This is a genomic window from Streptomyces sp. NPDC050161, from assembly GCF_044460025.1.
GTDB lineage: Bacteria > Actinomycetota > Actinomycetes > Streptomycetales > Streptomycetaceae > Streptomyces.
In genome coordinates, this window is record NZ_JBITJM010000006.1 from 180156 (window position 1) to 196722 (window position 16567).

Genomic DNA, 16567 nt, shown 5'->3' on the forward strand with positions numbered 1-16567 from the left:
GGATCGAACGGGAGGCCGCGGTCAGACGCCGTCGCCTCCACCTGCTTTACGAACGTCCCCCGCGCCCTGCTCCAGCGTCGGCTCGGTGCCCAGCAGGCGGTGCGCGAGGGTGAGCGCGGTGTTCGGACGCTGGGCGGGGGCGGGGGCCCGGGTGCGGTGTGTGGGCAGGCGTTCGATGGTGGTGACGCCCTCGTCGGATTCGAGGGTGGGGGCGTAGCCGGCTGCTCGGAGCGCCTTGAGGGTGTCGGCGGGTGGGCGGCTGCTCACCAGGACCGTGCCGGCGATGGCGCGCAGGCCCAGGTCGCGCAGGGCGCGGTGGGCGGCGAGTTCAGCGATCAGGGTTTCGTCGTCGGACCGGATGCAGCAGGCCGCCGGGAGGACCCGCATCCGGCCGTGGGTGCGGGCGGTGTCCCGGACGAGGTAGACGAGGGGCTGTGGGAGGCCGCCGTCGGCCGAGGCCGTGGTGAGCGCGTCGATGAGGGAGTCGGGCCGGTGCCCCGTGTCCAGCGCGTGGCGTACGGAGTCAGGGGTGAAGCGCCAGGTGACGGCGTGGCCTTCGGATTCGCGTTCGGCGGCGGCGGTGAGCAGTGCGGCGAGGTCGGGGGCGGGGCGGCCCGGCACGACGGCCGTCAGGTCCGCCTGGAAATGGGCGTGTTCGAGGAGCGGAGGGAGCAGGTCCGCCAGTGTCCCGTCGAGGTCGTGCGGGTCGTTGAGCAGTGCGCGGCCCAGCGGGGTGAGGGTGCCGTGCGCGACGAGGCCCAGGTGGGCCGCTTCGTGGAGGGTGTGCGCGGCACGCTCCTCGGTCATCGGTTGTGCGGCGACAGCGAGCGGGCGGTGCCACTCGGCGGCGTGCAGCAACTCCTGCAAGAGGGTGCGGGCGGTTGCGTCGCCCTCGGGGTGTTCCAGGGGCGGCAAGGGGGCCCCGGCGCCGAGGGGAACGGTGGCGAGTGCGGCCAGCAGGGCGTGCCGCAAGGCGGGGGCGTGCCGGTTGTGGCCGCGTACCAGTGCCGTCGGGGTCTCCCCGAAGGGTGTGTGGGTGGGGACGTCCCACAGGGCCCGCCATGCGGCGAGTACGGGGGCCAGTCGCGCGCCGGGGGTGCGGGCGAGCCAGTCGTCGTATGCGCTGGTGGGGAGGGCGGTGATGCCGGACGGGGTGCGGGTCAGTGCGATCAGGTCGGCGGCGAGGGTGAGGTCGAGGAGCAGGCGGGTGTGCGGTTCGGTGGTGCCTGCGGCCTTGGCCAGGCGTTTGATTTCGCGGACGGCCAGGCCGCCGGATTTGCGGAGCGCCGCGGGTTGCGTCGCGAGGGCGGCCAGCAGGCGGTCGACGGTGGCGGCGAGGGCGGATGCCGCGGCGGCGGATTCGTCGTGGAGGGAGGCCGGGCCGATGGCGGCGCTGCCCGGCCGGGCCGTTGCTCCGGTGTCGTACGCCGCGGGGCGCGGCGCGGCGGGGGTGAACGGCCCGAGGGGGTGGGCGGCCAGGAGTTGTGCGGTGCGTGGCGGGACGACGATCCGGCCGTCCTCGGTGGGGGCGGCGAGTCCGTCGGTGTAGAGGGAGTCGAGGGCGCGTTCGGCGGCCGTGCGGGCGGGGCCGTGCAGGGCGTCGAGCGCGGCGTAGGTCTCCTCGGGTGGCACGGGTTCGCTGGCCAGTTGGGGGAAGGACAGCCGGTGTGCCATCAGGGACTGGTAGTCGGCACCGGATGAGGGGGCCGCCGGGGCGGGGGTGCCGCGGCCGGTGTGGTCCTGGCTGATGCGGGCGGTGGCCGCGAGTACCTGGAGTCGCGGGTGATCGAGGTGCAGCACCAGGTGGTGGAGGGTCTCGTACGACCACAACGCGGCTGCCAGGCCCCGTAGTTCGGTTGCTGCGGGGCGGCGCGAGAGCGGTTCGGCGTGCCGGGTGAGGAGCGCGGCGAGCTGTTCGGGGGTGCGCCGGGCGAGGGAGCGGGTGAGTGTGTCGAGTCCTTCCACGGTGTCGAGATTAGTCATCGTGCGAGGAGGTCGGTGAGGGCGGCCAGGGGGTCGGGGTTCGCGGGGCCGGTAGGCCACCAGTCCTCGGCTCCGGGCTCGGATTCGTAGGGGTACCAGCGGCCGTCGTGCCCGAACCGGAGCTGGACGTGGCGGTGGGGGTCGGTGAGGCGGTTGTCCTGCGGGCGCATGGCCGGCAGGTCCGCGGCCAGCAGGGAGCTGCGGGCGCGGTCGAAGTCGCCGGCCGGAGGGTTCCACGGCTCCTCCAGGAGGGAGAGCCCTTCGAGGCCGCCCTGTCGCCAGGCCGCGACGGCCCGCGCCACGTCAGCAGGGGTGCGGTCGGTGGCGGTCGCGAGATCGCGGAAGAGCGCACGGGTGGTGGAGGTCAGGCCCGCGGTGGGGTGGGCGGTGGCGGCCAGGCGGATGGCGTCCTCCCACGGGGTGAGCGTGGGGAAGGGACTCGGCACCGGTATGCGGGCGGTGCCGGGTGGCGGGGCGGCTGTGGTGGTCAGGCAGGCATGGGCGCGGGCTGCCGCGTCGGCGGCGAGGAATTCGAGGGCGGCGGGGTCGAACGGGAGGTCGTCGCCGTCGGGGAGGGCCGGTGCGCCACCGGGCTGTGCGGGCGGCGGGAAGGGCGGTGGGAGCGGCGGTCTCGGGTGCTCGGCCAGCGCGTCACGGGCCAGGATGCCGCGTGTTGCGGTGGCCGGCGGGGGCTCATGGCCTGTGGGGGCTCCGTGGGGCGCGGCCTCCGGTTGGGCGGCGGGTGGTGCGTCCGGGGTGGTGCGCCCGCTGCTGGGAGGGACCATCTCCTCCAGGACGGCGTCGGATGCGGTGCCGGCGGGGAGTCCGCGGGCGGTCTTCCCGGCCTGGTCCAGCGGCGCGGTCCGCGGGGGTTCACGCGTCTCGCGGACGGTGTGGACCGCGCTGCGGCGGGTGAGGTCGTCGAGGAGTTCGCGTTCCCCACGGCCGCGCATCAGCAGCAGTACGAACGGGTCCGCGTCCAGCAGGCGGGCCGCCTGGAAGCAGAGCGCCGCGGCGTGCTTGCAGGGCCTGCCGTGGTCCGGGCAGGAGCAGCGGGGAATGAGGTCGCCCGGCCCCGGAAGGAGCCGTACGTCGCTGTCGGCGAGGGCTTCGGGCAGCTTCTTGGCCAGGAGGGCGGTGAGGTGGTCGGGCTCGGCGGCGATGGCGTCGAGGAGCGCGGACCAGTCCTCGTCCGCGAGGGTCCGCAGGCGGATTTCGGCACTGTACGGGCGTGGTCTGCTGCCGCGTACGGTGGCGAGGATGCGCCCCGGGGTGACGTTGATGGTGTCCACGTGTCCGTCACGGGCGTAGGTCCGGCCGCGGGCGAGGCGAGCGCCGTCCAGGGCGGTGGTTTCCAGCGCGTCCAGCCAGGCGCTTCCCCACCAGGAGGCGGCGAACGGCCCGCCGCTACGGGACGGCAGGGGCGGGAAGGTACGGGAGCGGTCGGCGCGGGCCATCCGGTCCGCGGCGGCGGCTCGCCCGGAGGTGGTGTACCGGTTCCGGAGGGACGCGCCCGATGCGGGGGCCGGCGCACCTGACCGTCCTGTTGCGCGACGGCTCGGCCCGTCGGCGGGGCGGGGGCTCATGCGGGCCTCCTCAGGGAGACGAGGTCGGCCAGTTCAGCGTCGGACAGTTCGGTGAGTGCCGTCTCGCCTCCGGAGAGCACCGTGTCGGCGAGGGTTCTCTTGGCGGCGAGGAGGTCGGCGATGTTGTCCTCGACGGTGCCCTCGGCGATCAGGCGGTGCACCTGGACGGGCTGGGTCTGCCCGATGCGGTAGGCGCGGTCGGTGGCCTGTTCCTCCACCGCGGGGTTCCACCAGCGGTCGTAGTGGATCACGTGCCCGGCGCGGGTGAGGTTGAGGCCGGTGCCCGCGGCCTTGAGGGACAGCAGGAACACCGGTTCCTCACCGGACTGGAAGCGGTCGACCATCGCCTCCCGCTGTGCGACGGGGGTGCCGCCGTGCAGGAGTTGGGTGGGGATGCCCCGGGTATGGAGGTGCTGTTCGAGGAGCCGGGCCATTTCCACGTACTGGGTGAAGACGAGGGCGGCGCCGCCCTCGGCGAGGATGGTGTCGAGGAGCTCGTCGAGCAGTTCGAGTTTCCCGGAGCGGGCGACCAGGCCGGGTGCGGCCTCCTTCAGGTACTGCGCGGGGTGGTTGCAGATCTGCTTGAGCGCCGTGAGCAGCTTCATCACCAGCCCGCGGCGGGCGATGCCGTCGGCGGCTTCGATCTTGGCGAGGGTTTCCCGGACGACGGCGCGGTACAACGCCGCCTGTTCGCGGCCGAGCGCCACCGGGTGGTCCGTCTCGGTCTTGGGCGGGAGTTCGGGCGCGATACCGGGGTCGGACTTCTTGCGGCGCAGGATGAACGGGCGCACCATCCGGGCGAGCCGCCGCGCCGCCTCCGGGTCCTCACCGCCTTCGACGTCGCGTGCGTGCAGGGCACGGAACGTCTTCAGCGGGCCGAGGAGCCCCGGGGTGGTCCAGTCGAGGAGGGCCCACAGTTCGGACAGGTTGTTCTCGACCGGTGTGCCGGTGAGGGCGATACGGGCGGGGGCCTTGATGTCGCGCAGTGCCTTGGCCGTCGAGGACCGTGGGTTCTTGACGTGCTGGGCCTCGTCGGCGACGACCCATCCCCAGGAGCGGGCGGCGAGTTGGGCGGCGCTGCTGCGCATCGTCCCGTAGGTCGTCAGGACGAAGCCGCTGTCGAGATCGTCGAGGCTGCGCCCGGCACCGTGGAAGCGGCGTACGGGCGTGCCGGGGGCGAAGCGTTCGATTTCGCGCTGCCAGTTGCCCAGCAGGGAGGCGGGGCACACGACGAGGACGGGGGCGGGTGGACGCCGGTGGAGGTACAGGGCGATGACGGTGACGGTCTTGCCCAGCCCCATGTCGTCGGCGAGGCAGCCGCCGAGGCCGAGGGAGGCCATGGTGTCGAGCCAGGTCATGCTGCGGAGTTGGTAGTCGCGGAGTGTGGTGTGCAGTCCTGGTGGCTGGGGCAGTGGGCGGTTCTTGGCGGTGAGGCGGTCGCGCATCGCGGCGAGCGCCCCCACGGGGACCACCTCGACCGCTTCGCCGTCCACTTCGGTGGTGCCGTTGAGCGTCGCGGCGAGTGCGTCGGCCGGTTCCACGTACCCCAATTCGCGTTTGCGGGCCTTGCGGACGAGCGCGGGATCCACGAGCACCCATTGGTCGCGCAGCCGCACCATCGGACGGTGCGCCTCGGCCAGTTCGTCCATCTCCGCCTCGGTCAGGGGCACCCCGTCGAGGGTCATCTGCCAGCGGAACTGCAGCAGTTCCTTGGTGTCGAAGAATCCGAAACCGTCCGCGGCGGACCCGGGAGCGGGGCGCAGCACCGCGGCTGCCGTCAGCCCTCGGGCCAGTTCCTTGGGCCAGTGGACGGTCACGCCTGCGGCCTTGAGCCGTGGCGCCGCCGGGCCGAGCAGTTCGTACAACTCGTCCTCGCCGAGCGGCAGTACGTCGGGGACCGGCCGCTCCAGGAGGCGGCCGAGCGGGTGCCATACCCGGGCTGCCCGGCGGAGCGCGAGGAGCGTGTCGACCCGGGACCGCGCGCCGAACCGGTCGGGCCCCAGGTCCTCCCACAGGTCCCGCGCATCGGCGACCAGGGTGGGGTCGGTGAGGCTGTGCACCTGGAGTACGGCCGCCGCGGCGCCGCGCTCCGGCATGCCGCCCTCCGTACCGGTGTCTTCTCCGGTACCGGTCTCGTCTCCGGTGCCGGCGGGGGCCGGTGCGCTGATGTCGAAGAGCCGGTGCGGAGCGAGGTCCAGGCGCAGAGAGAGCCGGACGCCTGCGTCCACCCCGGCCGCCACCTCTGCGGCCCACTCGCGCGTACCGGGGATCTGCTGTGATGGCTGCGCGGCGTACGGGGCGCCGGCGACGAGGGCGGCGGCCGGTGTGCGCGGCAGTGCGTCGACGACAGCATCGACGAAGTGCCTGACCAGCTCCGTCGGATCCAGCAGCCGTAGTGGGCGAGTGCCGGGGATCGGTGTGGCGTAGGCGTCGGCGGGCATCGCTGCGGCGATGGCCCGTAGGTGTGCGGCGTCCTCCGGGTCGAGAGGGCCCGCCCGCCAGGCGTCGGTGTCCGCGTCGGTCAGTCCGGGCAGCAGCCGGCCGCGCGACGTGAGGTGCAGGGCATGGAGCGCGGCGGCACCCCAGCCGGCCGCCGCAGGATGGGCGGCCGGGTCGTACCGCGCGCCGATCAGCAGCGGGACCGCTTCGGCCACCGGCAGCAGCACGGCGGGCACCGCGCGGCTGCGTGCGCCGTTGCCGTGCCTACGGGCCACCGTCACCCGCGACTCCGCGGCGGGAAACCGGTCGTCACCGGCCACTACTCCCCCGGCAACTGCTGCGTCCCCGGCTCCGAGATCCGGGAGCGGGCCGCCGTCCGGCCGCCAGAAGGCGACCCGGCCTGCGCGCGGAGGCTGTGCGGGAAGGAAGGTCACGGCACAGTGGCTCGGAACGGTGCCACCGGACCCGGTGCCGCCGGGCGCTGCCGACAAAGCGCGGCGCAGCTGCCAGGACGCCCCCGCGACCTCATCCCGCTGCTGTGCCATGCCGTCCCCTGGAACTCGGTCTCTCCATACCGCTCGCGGTGCCTTCCCTGCCTGCCGACCCTTCCGGGCGGCCCCGACCTGCGAGTCTACGATCGCGCGCACTGCCCCTCCTCCATCGTGCCCGCCCGCCTCTTCCTCACCGGCGCCGAGCGCCCGGTGATCACCGTCCGCAACCGACGACGGCGCGGCCGAACCCTGCGATCCGACGATTCCGACCGCGCCCTCCTCACGCCAACCACTCCCCTCCAGCACGGCGATTTCCTGCTCGCCCGGCACCGCCCCTGCGGTCGCGGCTGCGTCGGCGCACGAAGGGATCGGGATTGCCTCACCGCCGTGGACCTGTGCCACCGCTTCGGAATCGATAGAAGCAGACGCCACTGACAATCCGCTCCGCACGACGTCCCCGCCCCGCGCTCGCCCGCGCACACGATCCGCAGCAAGCGACACCGCGGAGTTATCCACAGGCCGCGAAATTTCTCACCCCTCAACCTCAAAACGGTTACAGTGAGTGACATATTAACTCTCAGTCACCAGTCGATCCCCCTGAGGAGTTCCCGTGTCCGCACCGGCCCCCACCCAAGCCCCCACACCCGAGCAGATGGCTGCGGCAGAAGCGTTCCGGACCGGATCCGATCTCGTGATCCAGGCCGGTGCCGGAACGGGAAAGACCACCACGCTCGCGATGCTCGCGCAGGAAGCACGGAGCCAAGGCCGACAGGGCCGTTACCTCGCCTTCAACAGAGCCATCGCCCGCGATGCCGCGCGGACCTTCCCCGCCGAGGTCAGCTGCGGCACCGCGCATGCCCTCGCCTACGCCGCCATCGGCAGGCGCTATCAGGCCCGGATGAACGCGCCCCGGCAGGCAGGCTGGAAGGTGGGAGCGGCCCTGGGCATCGACGCCGGGACGTTCTTACGCCTCGGGTCACGCAAAGTCACCCACAAGGCGCTGTCCTACACCGTCCTGCGCACCGTCACACGGTTCTGCCAATCCGCCGACAGGGACATCGGGTTCCACCACGTCCCGCCCCTGCGCGGCGCCGAGTCCGAGTCACTGCACCGTCGGCTGGCGGAGCTCGTGCTTCCCTACGCACGCAAAGCGTGGGCGGATCTGCAGCATCCGGACCACGGCGTCGTCCGGTTCGAGCACGACCACTACCTCAAGATGTGGGCGCTGCAGGATCCCGTCATCGCCGCCGACGTCCTCCTCCTCGACGAGGCGCAGGACACCAACCCTGTGGTCGAGCAGGTATTCACCGCACAGCGTGGACACGCGCAGCTGGTACTGGTCGGCGACTCCGCACAGGCCATCTACGGCTGGCGCGGCGCCCGCGATGTCCTGGCCGGGTTCCCCGGCCGGCAGCTCAGCCTCTCCTGTTTCCTTTCGCTTCGGGCCCGCTCTGGCCACCGAGGCCAACCGCTGGCTGGCCATCGCCGACGCCCCGATCCGGCTCACGGGCGCGCCGTGGCTCACCACGGAACTGGCAGCGGTCCCCGACCCACAAGCCATCCTGTGCCGGTCCAACGCCGGAGCCATGGTGGAGGTGATACGGCAGCTCGAAGCGGGCCGCCGGGTAGCGCTGACGGGCGGCGGAGACGCTCTGCGCGCCTTGGCCCGCGCGGCACACGCCCTGGAGTCCGGCCGACGCACGGCACATCCCGAGCTGATGCTGTTCGAGTCCTGGGCGGAGCTGCGCGAATACGCGGAGTGCGACCCGGCAGGACGCGACCTGCTGCCGCTGGTCGAACTCGTCGATGACCACGGCGCCGATGCCGTGCTGTGCGCCCTGGACCGCCTCTCCCCCGAAGACGTCGCCGAAGTCACGGTGTCCACGGTGCACCGGGCCAAGGGGCGGGAGTGGGACAGCGTGCGGATCGCGGACGACTTCACGGGCCCTGATGATCTCGAAGAGCGCGGCGACGACGGGGCTCCGCTGCCCGGCCCGATCGACGTGGATGAAGCCCGCCTGGCGTACGTGGCCGTGACACGCGCCCGGTCACGCCTCGACATCGGCGGGCTGTCCTGGATCAACCTGCACCCGGCCGGCGACCCTCGCCCTGCCACCCCCGGTCCAGCGCCGTCGGCCGTTCCGCTCCGCCCAGTTGAACAGCCGAAGCCGACGACCACGAAGAGACCCCCGCAAGCCCCGCCATCACCGACTGTGCACGATGGAGCGGTACGCGGCGACGAGTGACGGACGCAGCGATCAGGAGGACCATGGAGAAGGGAGATGGGTGCCAATGCGTACGGGAAATGAACCCCTCCACGCACGCAGCCCCCTGAAGATCCGGTGTGGGCTGGCGCTGTGGGGCCTGCTGTGGGCCGTCGCCGGGACGGTGGCCTTCGTCGTGGCCGGCAGACCGGAATGGGCGGCGGCGTGTGCCGTGCTGGCGGCGATCACCGCCACGGACCTGACCCTGGTGATCCGGCACATCCACCAGGGAGCCCACTACCAACCGGGCAAGGAGATACCACCGTACGAGCCGGACCGCGGGCGGAACGGCGTCTTCAGCCGACCGAGATCTTCCGGTCGCGGTCGCAGGCCCGGATCGTAGGCAGGTCAGGCCCGGAGATCGCCCAGACCACCCAGGTCATCCGCCTTCCTCACTCCGTGCGAAGCGGGCCGCTTCGATGAAGTCGGGGCGGGGGTCCAGGGCAGCGGCGAGGCGGAAGTGCCGCAGGGCTTCCTTGGGGCGGCCGGCCCGCTCAAGAGTGCGGCCCAGAGCGAAGTGGGCGAATGCATTATCCGGCTCACGGTCCAGCACGATCTGGAACTCCAGTTCCGCCGGGCGCAGTTGGGCCCCCAGGAAGAAAGCCCGAGCGCGCAGCAGCCGCGCCGCGGTGTTCTCCGGGTGCGCGGTGATGACGGAGTCGAGCAGTCGCACCGCTCCCCGTGGGTCGCGGGCGGCCAACAGGTGTTCCGCGGCGCGGAAGTCGATGACATGGGTCTCGGGGCTGCGCTCGGGCACGGCCGTCTCCTCTCCGGCGCCGTCAGGCAGGCTTCAGTCACCGGCCATAGGCGACACCTGCCGCACAACAGACGCGTCGGCCGAGACATTCCCGTCCGGGCAAGGACCCTTCCACGATCGGCACTCGGCCGGTACGGACAGCGCCACGCAACGGCCAGGGCCGAGCCTCGGGGCGCGTGGACGATGGCGTAGTCGGGAACGTTCTCGAACGCCGAAGGGCCGTCCATACGGTGGTTAGCACCGTCCATGACACATGCGGCTGTTCCGGCATCGGGTGAACGACCGCCGGACCAGCAGGGCGGAGGCGGCATGACGCACCATTCTCCTCAGGTGCTGTGTGTATGAAGGCACTTCATGGCTACCGCGACCCGGTCCTACAGCTCCCAAGCCGCGCACAGGACACCGTCGCCTACACCATGTCCGCCTGGGGCCCGCACAATTCCCTGCCACTGCGCCTCGAACGATCCGACGAACCTGCTGCCCCGGGGCCGTGCCGCCAACTCCGGTACGGCTGAGCCCTCACGAGCTGATGTGGTACGCCTTGCGCAGCGTCTCGTGCACGGTCCACCGCGTGCGGTCGCCCTCGCGCAGCACGCAGGCGTCGCCCGGACCCACGTGGAGCACTGCTCCGCCCTCGACCTCGATGGTGGCGCGTCCGCTGACGACCACGAACAGTTCGTTGGCCTCGGTGTCCGTGACCACACCGGGCGTGATCTGCCAGATGCCCCGGACCTGTCGGCCGTCCGGCGACTCCCACAGCACCTTCCCGGTCACCACGGGTTCCCCGGAGACGATCTGGGCGGGGTCGAGCGGCTCCGGCTCCAGTTCGGCATCCGGGATGCCGGAAATGTTGACGACGAACGAGGCGGGCGCCGCGTCGGATCCGGCCAACCGGGCTTCGGGATCAGTAACGTTCATGGCGGTGAGGCTATCCCCCGCTTCCGCATCGGCCGCAGCCGCTCCCCGCCACCGAAGGGCCGGGCACGATCCTGCCGAGCCCGCCATGCCTCGTACTTCCGCCGCGTACTTCCGCTCGCCCGTGCCGCACGTAGCCCTGCTTCCGGCACGGCACCGGGCGGCGGGGCTTCGCGTCAGGCGGCCCGCAGACGTTCCCAGACCGCCCGCACCTGAGGTTCGAGATCTTCGATCCGGCCGTCGTTGTCGATCACCAGATCGGCGACGGCCAGGCGCTGTTCCCGGGACGCCTGGGCCGCCATACGGGACTTCGCCTCGTCCGCGGCCATCCCGCGCAGCCGTACCAGACGGTCGAGTTGGGTCTCCGGAGCCGCGTCGACGACGACCACCAGATCGTAGAGCGGCGCGAGGCCGTTCTCGGTCAGCAGCGGGACATCGTGCACCACCACCGCGTCCGGCCCGGCCGCCCCCTCGAGTTCGGCCGAGCGGGCCCCGACGAGCGGGTGCACGATCGCGTTGAGCGCCTTCAGCTTCTCGGGATCGGCGAAAACGATTCCCCCCAGCTTGGGCCGGTCAAGAGTGCCGTCCGCTGCGAGCACGCCGTCGCCGAACTCCGCAACCACCGCCGCGAGCCCGGGAGTTCCCGGCTCGACGACCTCACGCGCGATCTTGTCGGCGTCCACGATCACCGCACCGTACGACGCCAGGAGCCGCGAGACCTCGCTCTTGCCCGCGCCGATTCCACCTGTGAGCCCCACCTTCACCATGGGCCCACGCTATACGCATGCCGCAGCGGCGGGCCCGTGGGGCGACGGCCGACCACGCGCCGACGGCCATCGCGCGGTCGCGGGCCGGCCCCGCTCAGGCGGTCCCCCCGTCCGCCTCCCGCTCGGCCAGGAAGCGCTCGAATTCCCTGCCGATCTCGTCGGCGGAGGGGAGTTCCACCGCTTCGGCCACGAGGTTGCCACGGGTCTCGGCGCCCGCCACCGCGTCGTACTGATGCTCCAAACCGCTGACCAGCGCGACCAGTTCCTCGTCGCCCTCCGATATCTGCCGCTCGATCTCCTCCTGGGTACGGAGCGCCTCCGTCCGCAGCGAGTGCGCGGCGCCGGGCAGGACCAGGCCCGTTGCGGCCGTCACCGCCTCCAGGGCCGTGAGCGCCGCGTCCGGGTACGGGGACCGTGCGATGTAGTGCGGTACGTGAGCCGCCACTCCCAGCACATCGTGTCCCGCCTCGGCGAGCCGGAACTCGATCAGGGCTTCCGCGCTGCCCGGCACCTGCGCCTCGTCGAAGAAGCTGGCGTGACCGGGCATCAGGTCGGTGCGGTTGCCGTGCGGGGTGATGCCCACGGGGCGGGTGTGCGGGACGCCCATCGGGATGCCGTGGAAGTTGACCGAAAGCCGTGCGCCCAGCCGCTCCACCATCTGCCGGACGGCGGTGGCGAATCGCTCCCATTCCACGTCCGGTTCGGGGCCGGACAGCAGCAGGAACGGCGCACCCGTCGTGTCCTCGACGAGCCGCAGCTCGATGCTGGGCGTCTCGTATGACGTCCAGCGGTGGTTCTGGAAGGTGAGCAGCGGACGACGGGCCCGGTAGTCGACCAGCCGGTCGTGGTCGAAACGGGCGACGACGCGGTGCGTCAAACCGTCCAGCAGGCGCTCGACGATCTGGTCGCCGGTCTCACCTGCGTCGATGTAGCCGTCGAAGTGGTACAGCAGCACCAGTCCGGCGGAGTCCCTGGCCGCTATGGCCTCGACCGCCGCGAGCCCGCTCGGCTCCCATTCGTACAACCCCTGGGGATCCAACACAGTGACCGCTCCTCCTCGTGTCCGTCTGGAAGAACGTACGGAGCGGGTGCCGCATTCCCGGAGGCACCCCGGGACGAGGCGAGCACGGCGGACCTGACGGATCGCGGGCCCCACCGGATTCGGCCACGCCGCCCCGTGTGCCTCGCCCCGTCCTGCCTCCGCCGTCCCACGGGCACTCCCGTCTCCCCCCACGAGCGTCCCGACAGCCTCCGTCCACTCATATGAACACGAGGAAAACAACGGCCGCCGCACACCCACCCAAAGTCACACCCACCCAACTCCCTGACTCTCGCCCCCACATCAAGGCATCACCGAGCCCCCAGCCGCATGACTCTTGACGGTCCAACGGCCGCGCCCCTAGCTTCTCCAGAACCCTCGCGATTCACGTTTCCGCCCCACGTTCACATACGGGAAGGCAGTTGAATGCGCACCGGACCCCTCCTCACCACATCGGCCGCTCTGGCGCTGGCCCTCGGCACGGCCCTCACCAGCACCGCCGGCGCGGTGGCCACCCCCACATCCGTCCCCGCCCGCGTGGTCGACGTCTCCAACTCCGCCCAACTCAAGGACGCGTTGAGCGACGCCAAGCCCGGCGACACCATCCAGCTCGCCGACGGTACGTACAACGGGAACTTCAAGACGTCGGCCGCGGGCAGCGCGGACTCCCGGATCACCCTCACCGGTTCCGCCAAGGCGGTGCTCACCGCCGGGGGCGGCTACGGCCTGCATCTGAACGGCGCCTCCTACTGGACGGTCAAGGGGATCACCGTGTCCGGCGGCCAGAAGGGGATCATGATGGACGCCGCGAACGGCGTGGTCATCGACTCGGTGACCGTCCACGACCTGGACATGGAAGGGGTGCACTTCCGTAAGTCCAGCAAGGACGGCGTCATCAAGAACTCCACGATCCGTGACACCGGCAAGGGCGGCAGCGGGATGGGCGAAGGGGTGTACGTCGGCAGCGCCGGCGGCACCGACGACAAGAGCGATCACGTCCAGGTCCTCGACAACACCATCGGACCCGGTGTCGGCGGCGAGAACATCGACGTGAAGGAAGGCACCACAGGCGCGAAGATCGTCGGCAACACCTTCGACGGCAGTGGCCTCACCGGCGCCAACTACGACGACTCATGGGTCGATGTGAAGGGCAATGACGTCCTCGTCGAGAACAACACCGGCCGGCACACCACCAACAACGGTTACGAGACCCACTCCCAGGAGTCCGGCTGGGGCTGCGGCACGGTCTTCCGTGGCAACAAGTCCGACCTGAGCGGCGCCTCGGGCGAGGGCAGGTACGGATTCAACATCACCAACTACGACAAGGACTGCCCGGTCACCATCGCGGGCGACAACACGGTCACCGGTGGTCGCGGCGTCGCCAATCCGGGTGTCCCCGTGGGCTGACCCGCGGCGGTCCGGCTCCGGACACGACGAAGGCCCGCTCCCCCTTGGGGGGAACGGGCCTTCGCCTATCGGCTAGTGCCTAGCGGGGAGCTTTTCAGCTCTGACCGCCGGCCAGCTTCTCGCGGAGCGCGGCCAGGGCCTCGTCCGACGCCAGGGCGCCGGAGTTGTCCGCCGACTCCGAGGAGTACGACCCACCGGAGACGTTGCCGCCGCCGGTGTTGCCGCCACCGGTGGCCGCCGGCGCCGCAGCGCCCTCGGCCGCGGCCTGCTCGTCGGCCTCGCGGGACTTGATGACCTGAGCCTGGTGCTGCTCGAAGCGCTGCTGCGCCTCGGCGTACTGGTTCTCCCACGCCTCGCGCTGGGCCTCGTAGCCCTCGAGCCAGTCGTTGGTCTCCGGGTCGAAGCCCTCGGGGTAGATGTAGTTGCCCTGATCGTCGTACGACGCGGCCATGCCGTACAGGGTCGGGTCGAACTCGACGACCGACGGGTCGGCACCGAAGGACTCGTTGGCCTGCTTCAGCGAGAGGCTGATGCGGCGGCGCTCGAGGTCGATGTCGATGACCTTGACGAAGATCTCGTCGTTGACCTGGACAACCTGCTCCGGGATCTCGACGTGGCGCTCGGCCAGCTCGGAGATGTGGACCAGGCCCTCGATGCCCTCGTCGACGCGCACGAACGCACCGAAGGGAACGAGCTTGGTGACCTTACCCGGGACGACCTGACCGATCTGGTGGGTCCGGGCGAACTGCTGCCACGGGTCTTCCTGCGTCGCCTTGAGCGACAGGGAAACGCGCTCGCGGTCCATGTCGACGTCCAGGACCTCGACCGTGACCTCCTGGCCGACCTCGACGACCTCGGAGGGGTGGTCGATGTGCTTCCAGGACAGCTCGGAGACGTGCACGAGGCCGTCCACGCCACCCAGGTCCACGAAGGCACCGAAGTTGACGATGGAGGAGACGACGCCGGAGCGCACCTGACCCTTCTGGAGGGTGGTGAGGAAGGTCTGGCGGACCTCGCTCTGGGTCTGCTCCAGCCAGGCACGGCGGGACAGGACCACGTTGTTGCGGTTCTTGTCCAGCTCGATGATCTTGGCCTCGAGCTCCTTGCCCACGTAAGGCTGAAGGTCGCGGACACGACGCATCTCGACCAGGGAGGCCGGCAGGAAGCCACGGAGGCCGATGTCGAGGATGAGACCACCCTTGACGACCTCGATGACGGTACCGGTGACGATCCCGTCCTCTTCCTTGATCTTCTCGATCGTGCCCCAGGCACGCTCGTACTGAGCGCGCTTCTTGGACAGGATGAGGCGGCCTTCCTTGTCCTCCTTCTGGAGAACCAGGGCCTCGATCTCGTCACCGACGGCGACGACCTCGTTGGGGTCGACGTCGTGCTTGATCGAAAGCTCGCGGCTGGGGATGACGCCTTCGGTCTTGTAACCGATGTCGAGCAGGACCTCGTCCCGGTCGACCTTCACGATGACGCCGTCGACGATGTCGCCGTCGTTGAAGTACTTGATCGTCTCGTCGATCGCGGCGAGGAAGGCTTCCTCGTTACCGATGTCGTTGACCGCAACCTGCGGGGTGGTGGCGGTGGTCTCGGTGCTGCTCGTCATGTGGGAAAGGGCTCCGGTGCGGACATTGAAGTCGTAGGTACTGCTACGCCGAGAGCCGTTATCGCTTCTGCACAAGCCGGACAGCGTCAGAGGCACATCCTCCGAAGCCCCGCAAAAAGCCGGAGCAACCGAAGCGCCTCGAAAACCGAGGGGACATACATACAGATGCGAGCGCGGCCTGCTCCGTCTGAGGCGCACAAGCCCGCAGCGCAACTTGTAGCATACGGGGGCAGCCGGACACGGTCAATGCGCGAAGGCGCACACCCGGGGCGGAACGCCCTATAACCGGCACGCGTGATGTTCCGCGAGACCTTTACGGCCTCACAGTCCCGACAGCTACAAGCTCAGCGAAGACTACGACGACGGGCGCGATGAACCAAGAGTACGAGCCGGAGGCGACCCGACGTGACGCCTCGGCAACGGAAAGCAGCCAGGCCAGCCGCGGCTGGTGGGACCGCAACGCCGATGACTACCAGAGCGAGCACGGCGCGTTCCTCGGGGACGACCGTTTCATCTGGGGGCCTGAAGGGCTGGACGAGGAGCGGGCCGCGCTGCTCGGGCCCGCCGACGGGCTGACGGGACTGCGGGTTCTGGAGATCGGCGCCGGCGCCGCGCAGTGTTCCCGCTGGCTGGCCGCCCAGGGCGCGCACCCGGTGGCCCTCGACCTCTCGCACCGGCAGTTGCAGCACGCGCTGCGGATCGCCGGTCAGGCCACGGAGACCGCCGCGTCCGGGAGCCAGGGCGTGCCGCCGGTCGGGCTCGTGGAGGCGGACGCCGGCGCGCTGCCGTTCCGCGACGGGGCGTTCGACATGGCCTGCTCCGCATATGGCGCGATTCCGTTCGTCGCCGACCCGGTGCACGTGCTGCGCGAGGTGCGCAGGGTGCTGCGGCCCGGCGGCCGGTTCGTCTTCTCGGTCACCCACCCCATCCGCTGGGCCTTCCCAGACGAGCCGGGCCCCGATGGCCTGTCCGTCGCCGCCTCCTACTTCGACCGCACGCCCTACGTCGAACAGGACGAGACCGGCCGCGCCGTGTACGTCGAGCACCACCGGACGCTGGGCGACCGGGTGCGGGACGTGGCGGCAGCGGGCTTCCGGCTGGTGGATCTGGTCGAACCGGAATGGCCTGCGGAGAACACTCAGGAGTGGGGCGGCTGGTCGCCGCTGCGCGGGCATCTGATTCCGGGCACGGCGATCTTCGTGTGCGTGGCGGACGACTGACTTCGTCTGCGTGGCGGAGGACCGAGCGGACCGGCTTCGTGCGGGGCGGCCGGTGATCCGCTGCGGTGGCCGCCCCGTGGTCCGCTG

The 16567-nt window shown here is 71.1% G+C and carries 12 protein-coding genes and 1 pseudogene; 5 read left to right on the top strand and 8 right to left on the bottom strand.

The genetic code is table 11. From position 1 onward, the window contains the following. Window positions 1–21 precede the first annotated feature (21 nt). The 3 genes from ACIBK8_RS13195 to ACIBK8_RS13205 are packed head-to-tail and all read right to left on the bottom strand — an operon-like array spanning window position 22 to window position 6553. The gene (locus ACIBK8_RS13195) at window positions 22–1983 is read right to left on the bottom strand and encodes a helicase-associated domain-containing protein (RefSeq protein ID WP_399041845.1); all 1962 of its coding nucleotides are present in this window, start codon (window positions 1981–1983) and stop codon (window positions 22–24) included. Further along, window positions 1980–3569, bottom strand: a complete 1590-nt coding sequence (locus tag ACIBK8_RS13200) for an SWIM zinc finger family protein (RefSeq protein WP_399041846.1) — start codon at window positions 3567–3569, stop codon at window positions 1980–1982. Before ACIBK8_RS13200 ends, ACIBK8_RS13195 begins: the two co-directional genes overlap by 4 nt. Continuing rightward, a complete protein-coding gene (locus tag ACIBK8_RS13205) occupies window positions 3566–6553 on the bottom strand; it encodes an SNF2-related protein (RefSeq protein ID WP_399041847.1) in 2988 nt (995 codons plus the stop codon). The genes ACIBK8_RS13200 and ACIBK8_RS13205 overlap by 4 nt, the downstream gene beginning before the upstream one ends. A 598-nt stretch (window positions 6554–7151) precedes the next feature. On the opposite strand from ACIBK8_RS13205, the pseudogene ACIBK8_RS13210 reads away from it, so the two are divergent. Then, window positions 7152–8745 (top strand): annotated as a pseudogene (locus ACIBK8_RS13210) (UvrD-helicase domain-containing protein). Between the two features lie 46 nt (window positions 8746–8791). Next, window positions 8792–9106: a DUF6343 family protein gene (locus ACIBK8_RS13215; RefSeq protein ID WP_399041848.1), complete on the top strand. Its 315-nt coding sequence runs from the start codon at window positions 8792–8794 to the stop codon at window positions 9104–9106. A 36-nt stretch (window positions 9107–9142) separates the two neighbouring features. Here ACIBK8_RS13215 and ACIBK8_RS13220 read toward each other — a convergent pair whose 3' ends face one another. Next, entirely contained in the window at window positions 9143–9520 is a 378-nt protein-coding gene (locus ACIBK8_RS13220) for a tetratricopeptide repeat protein (RefSeq protein WP_399041849.1), read from the bottom strand. A gap of 341 nt (window positions 9521–9861) precedes the next feature. Here ACIBK8_RS13220 and ACIBK8_RS13225 point away from each other — a divergent pair, with 341 nt between their 5' ends. Next, complete coding sequence (locus ACIBK8_RS13225) at window positions 9862–10035, top strand: hypothetical protein (protein ID WP_399041850.1); 174 nt, start codon at window positions 9862–9864, stop codon at window positions 10033–10035. A gap of 4 nt (window positions 10036–10039) precedes the next feature. On the opposite strand, the gene ACIBK8_RS13230 is transcribed toward ACIBK8_RS13225, so the two are convergent. The 3 genes from ACIBK8_RS13230 to ACIBK8_RS13240 all read right to left on the bottom strand — a co-directional run bounded on the left by ACIBK8_RS13230 (window position 10040) and on the right by ACIBK8_RS13240 (window position 12244). Continuing rightward, entirely contained in the window at window positions 10040–10438 is a 399-nt protein-coding gene (locus tag ACIBK8_RS13230) for a cupin domain-containing protein (protein WP_399041851.1), read from the bottom strand. A gap of 173 nt (window positions 10439–10611) precedes the next feature. Continuing rightward, on the bottom strand, window positions 10612–11202 hold the full coding sequence (gene coaE / locus ACIBK8_RS13235) for a dephospho-CoA kinase (protein ID WP_393679316.1): 591 nt from the start codon (window positions 11200–11202) through the stop codon (window positions 10612–10614). Window positions 11203–11296: 94 nt separating this feature from the next. Beyond that, window positions 11297–12244 carry a proteasome assembly chaperone family protein gene (locus ACIBK8_RS13240; RefSeq protein ID WP_399041852.1) on the bottom strand — a complete coding sequence of 316 codons (948 nt, stop codon included), beginning with the start codon at window positions 12242–12244 and terminating at the stop codon, window positions 11297–11299. A 423-nt stretch (window positions 12245–12667) separates the two neighbouring features. Here ACIBK8_RS13240 and ACIBK8_RS13245 point away from each other — a divergent pair, with 423 nt between their 5' ends. Continuing rightward, window positions 12668–13648, top strand: a complete 981-nt coding sequence (locus ACIBK8_RS13245) for a right-handed parallel beta-helix repeat-containing protein (RefSeq protein ID WP_399041853.1) — start codon at window positions 12668–12670, stop codon at window positions 13646–13648. A gap of 94 nt (window positions 13649–13742) precedes the next feature. Here ACIBK8_RS13245 and rpsA read toward each other — a convergent pair whose 3' ends face one another. After that, on the bottom strand, window positions 13743–15260 hold the full coding sequence (rpsA, locus tag ACIBK8_RS13250; protein ID WP_393679320.1) for a 30S ribosomal protein S1: 1518 nt from the start codon (window positions 15258–15260) through the stop codon (window positions 13743–13745). Between the two features lie 371 nt (window positions 15261–15631). On the opposite strand from rpsA, the gene ACIBK8_RS13255 reads away from it, so the two are divergent. Then, window positions 15632–16480: a class I SAM-dependent methyltransferase gene (locus ACIBK8_RS13255; RefSeq protein ID WP_399041855.1), complete on the top strand. Its 849-nt coding sequence runs from the start codon at window positions 15632–15634 to the stop codon at window positions 16478–16480. The last annotated feature ends 87 nt before the right edge of the window (window positions 16481–16567 follow it).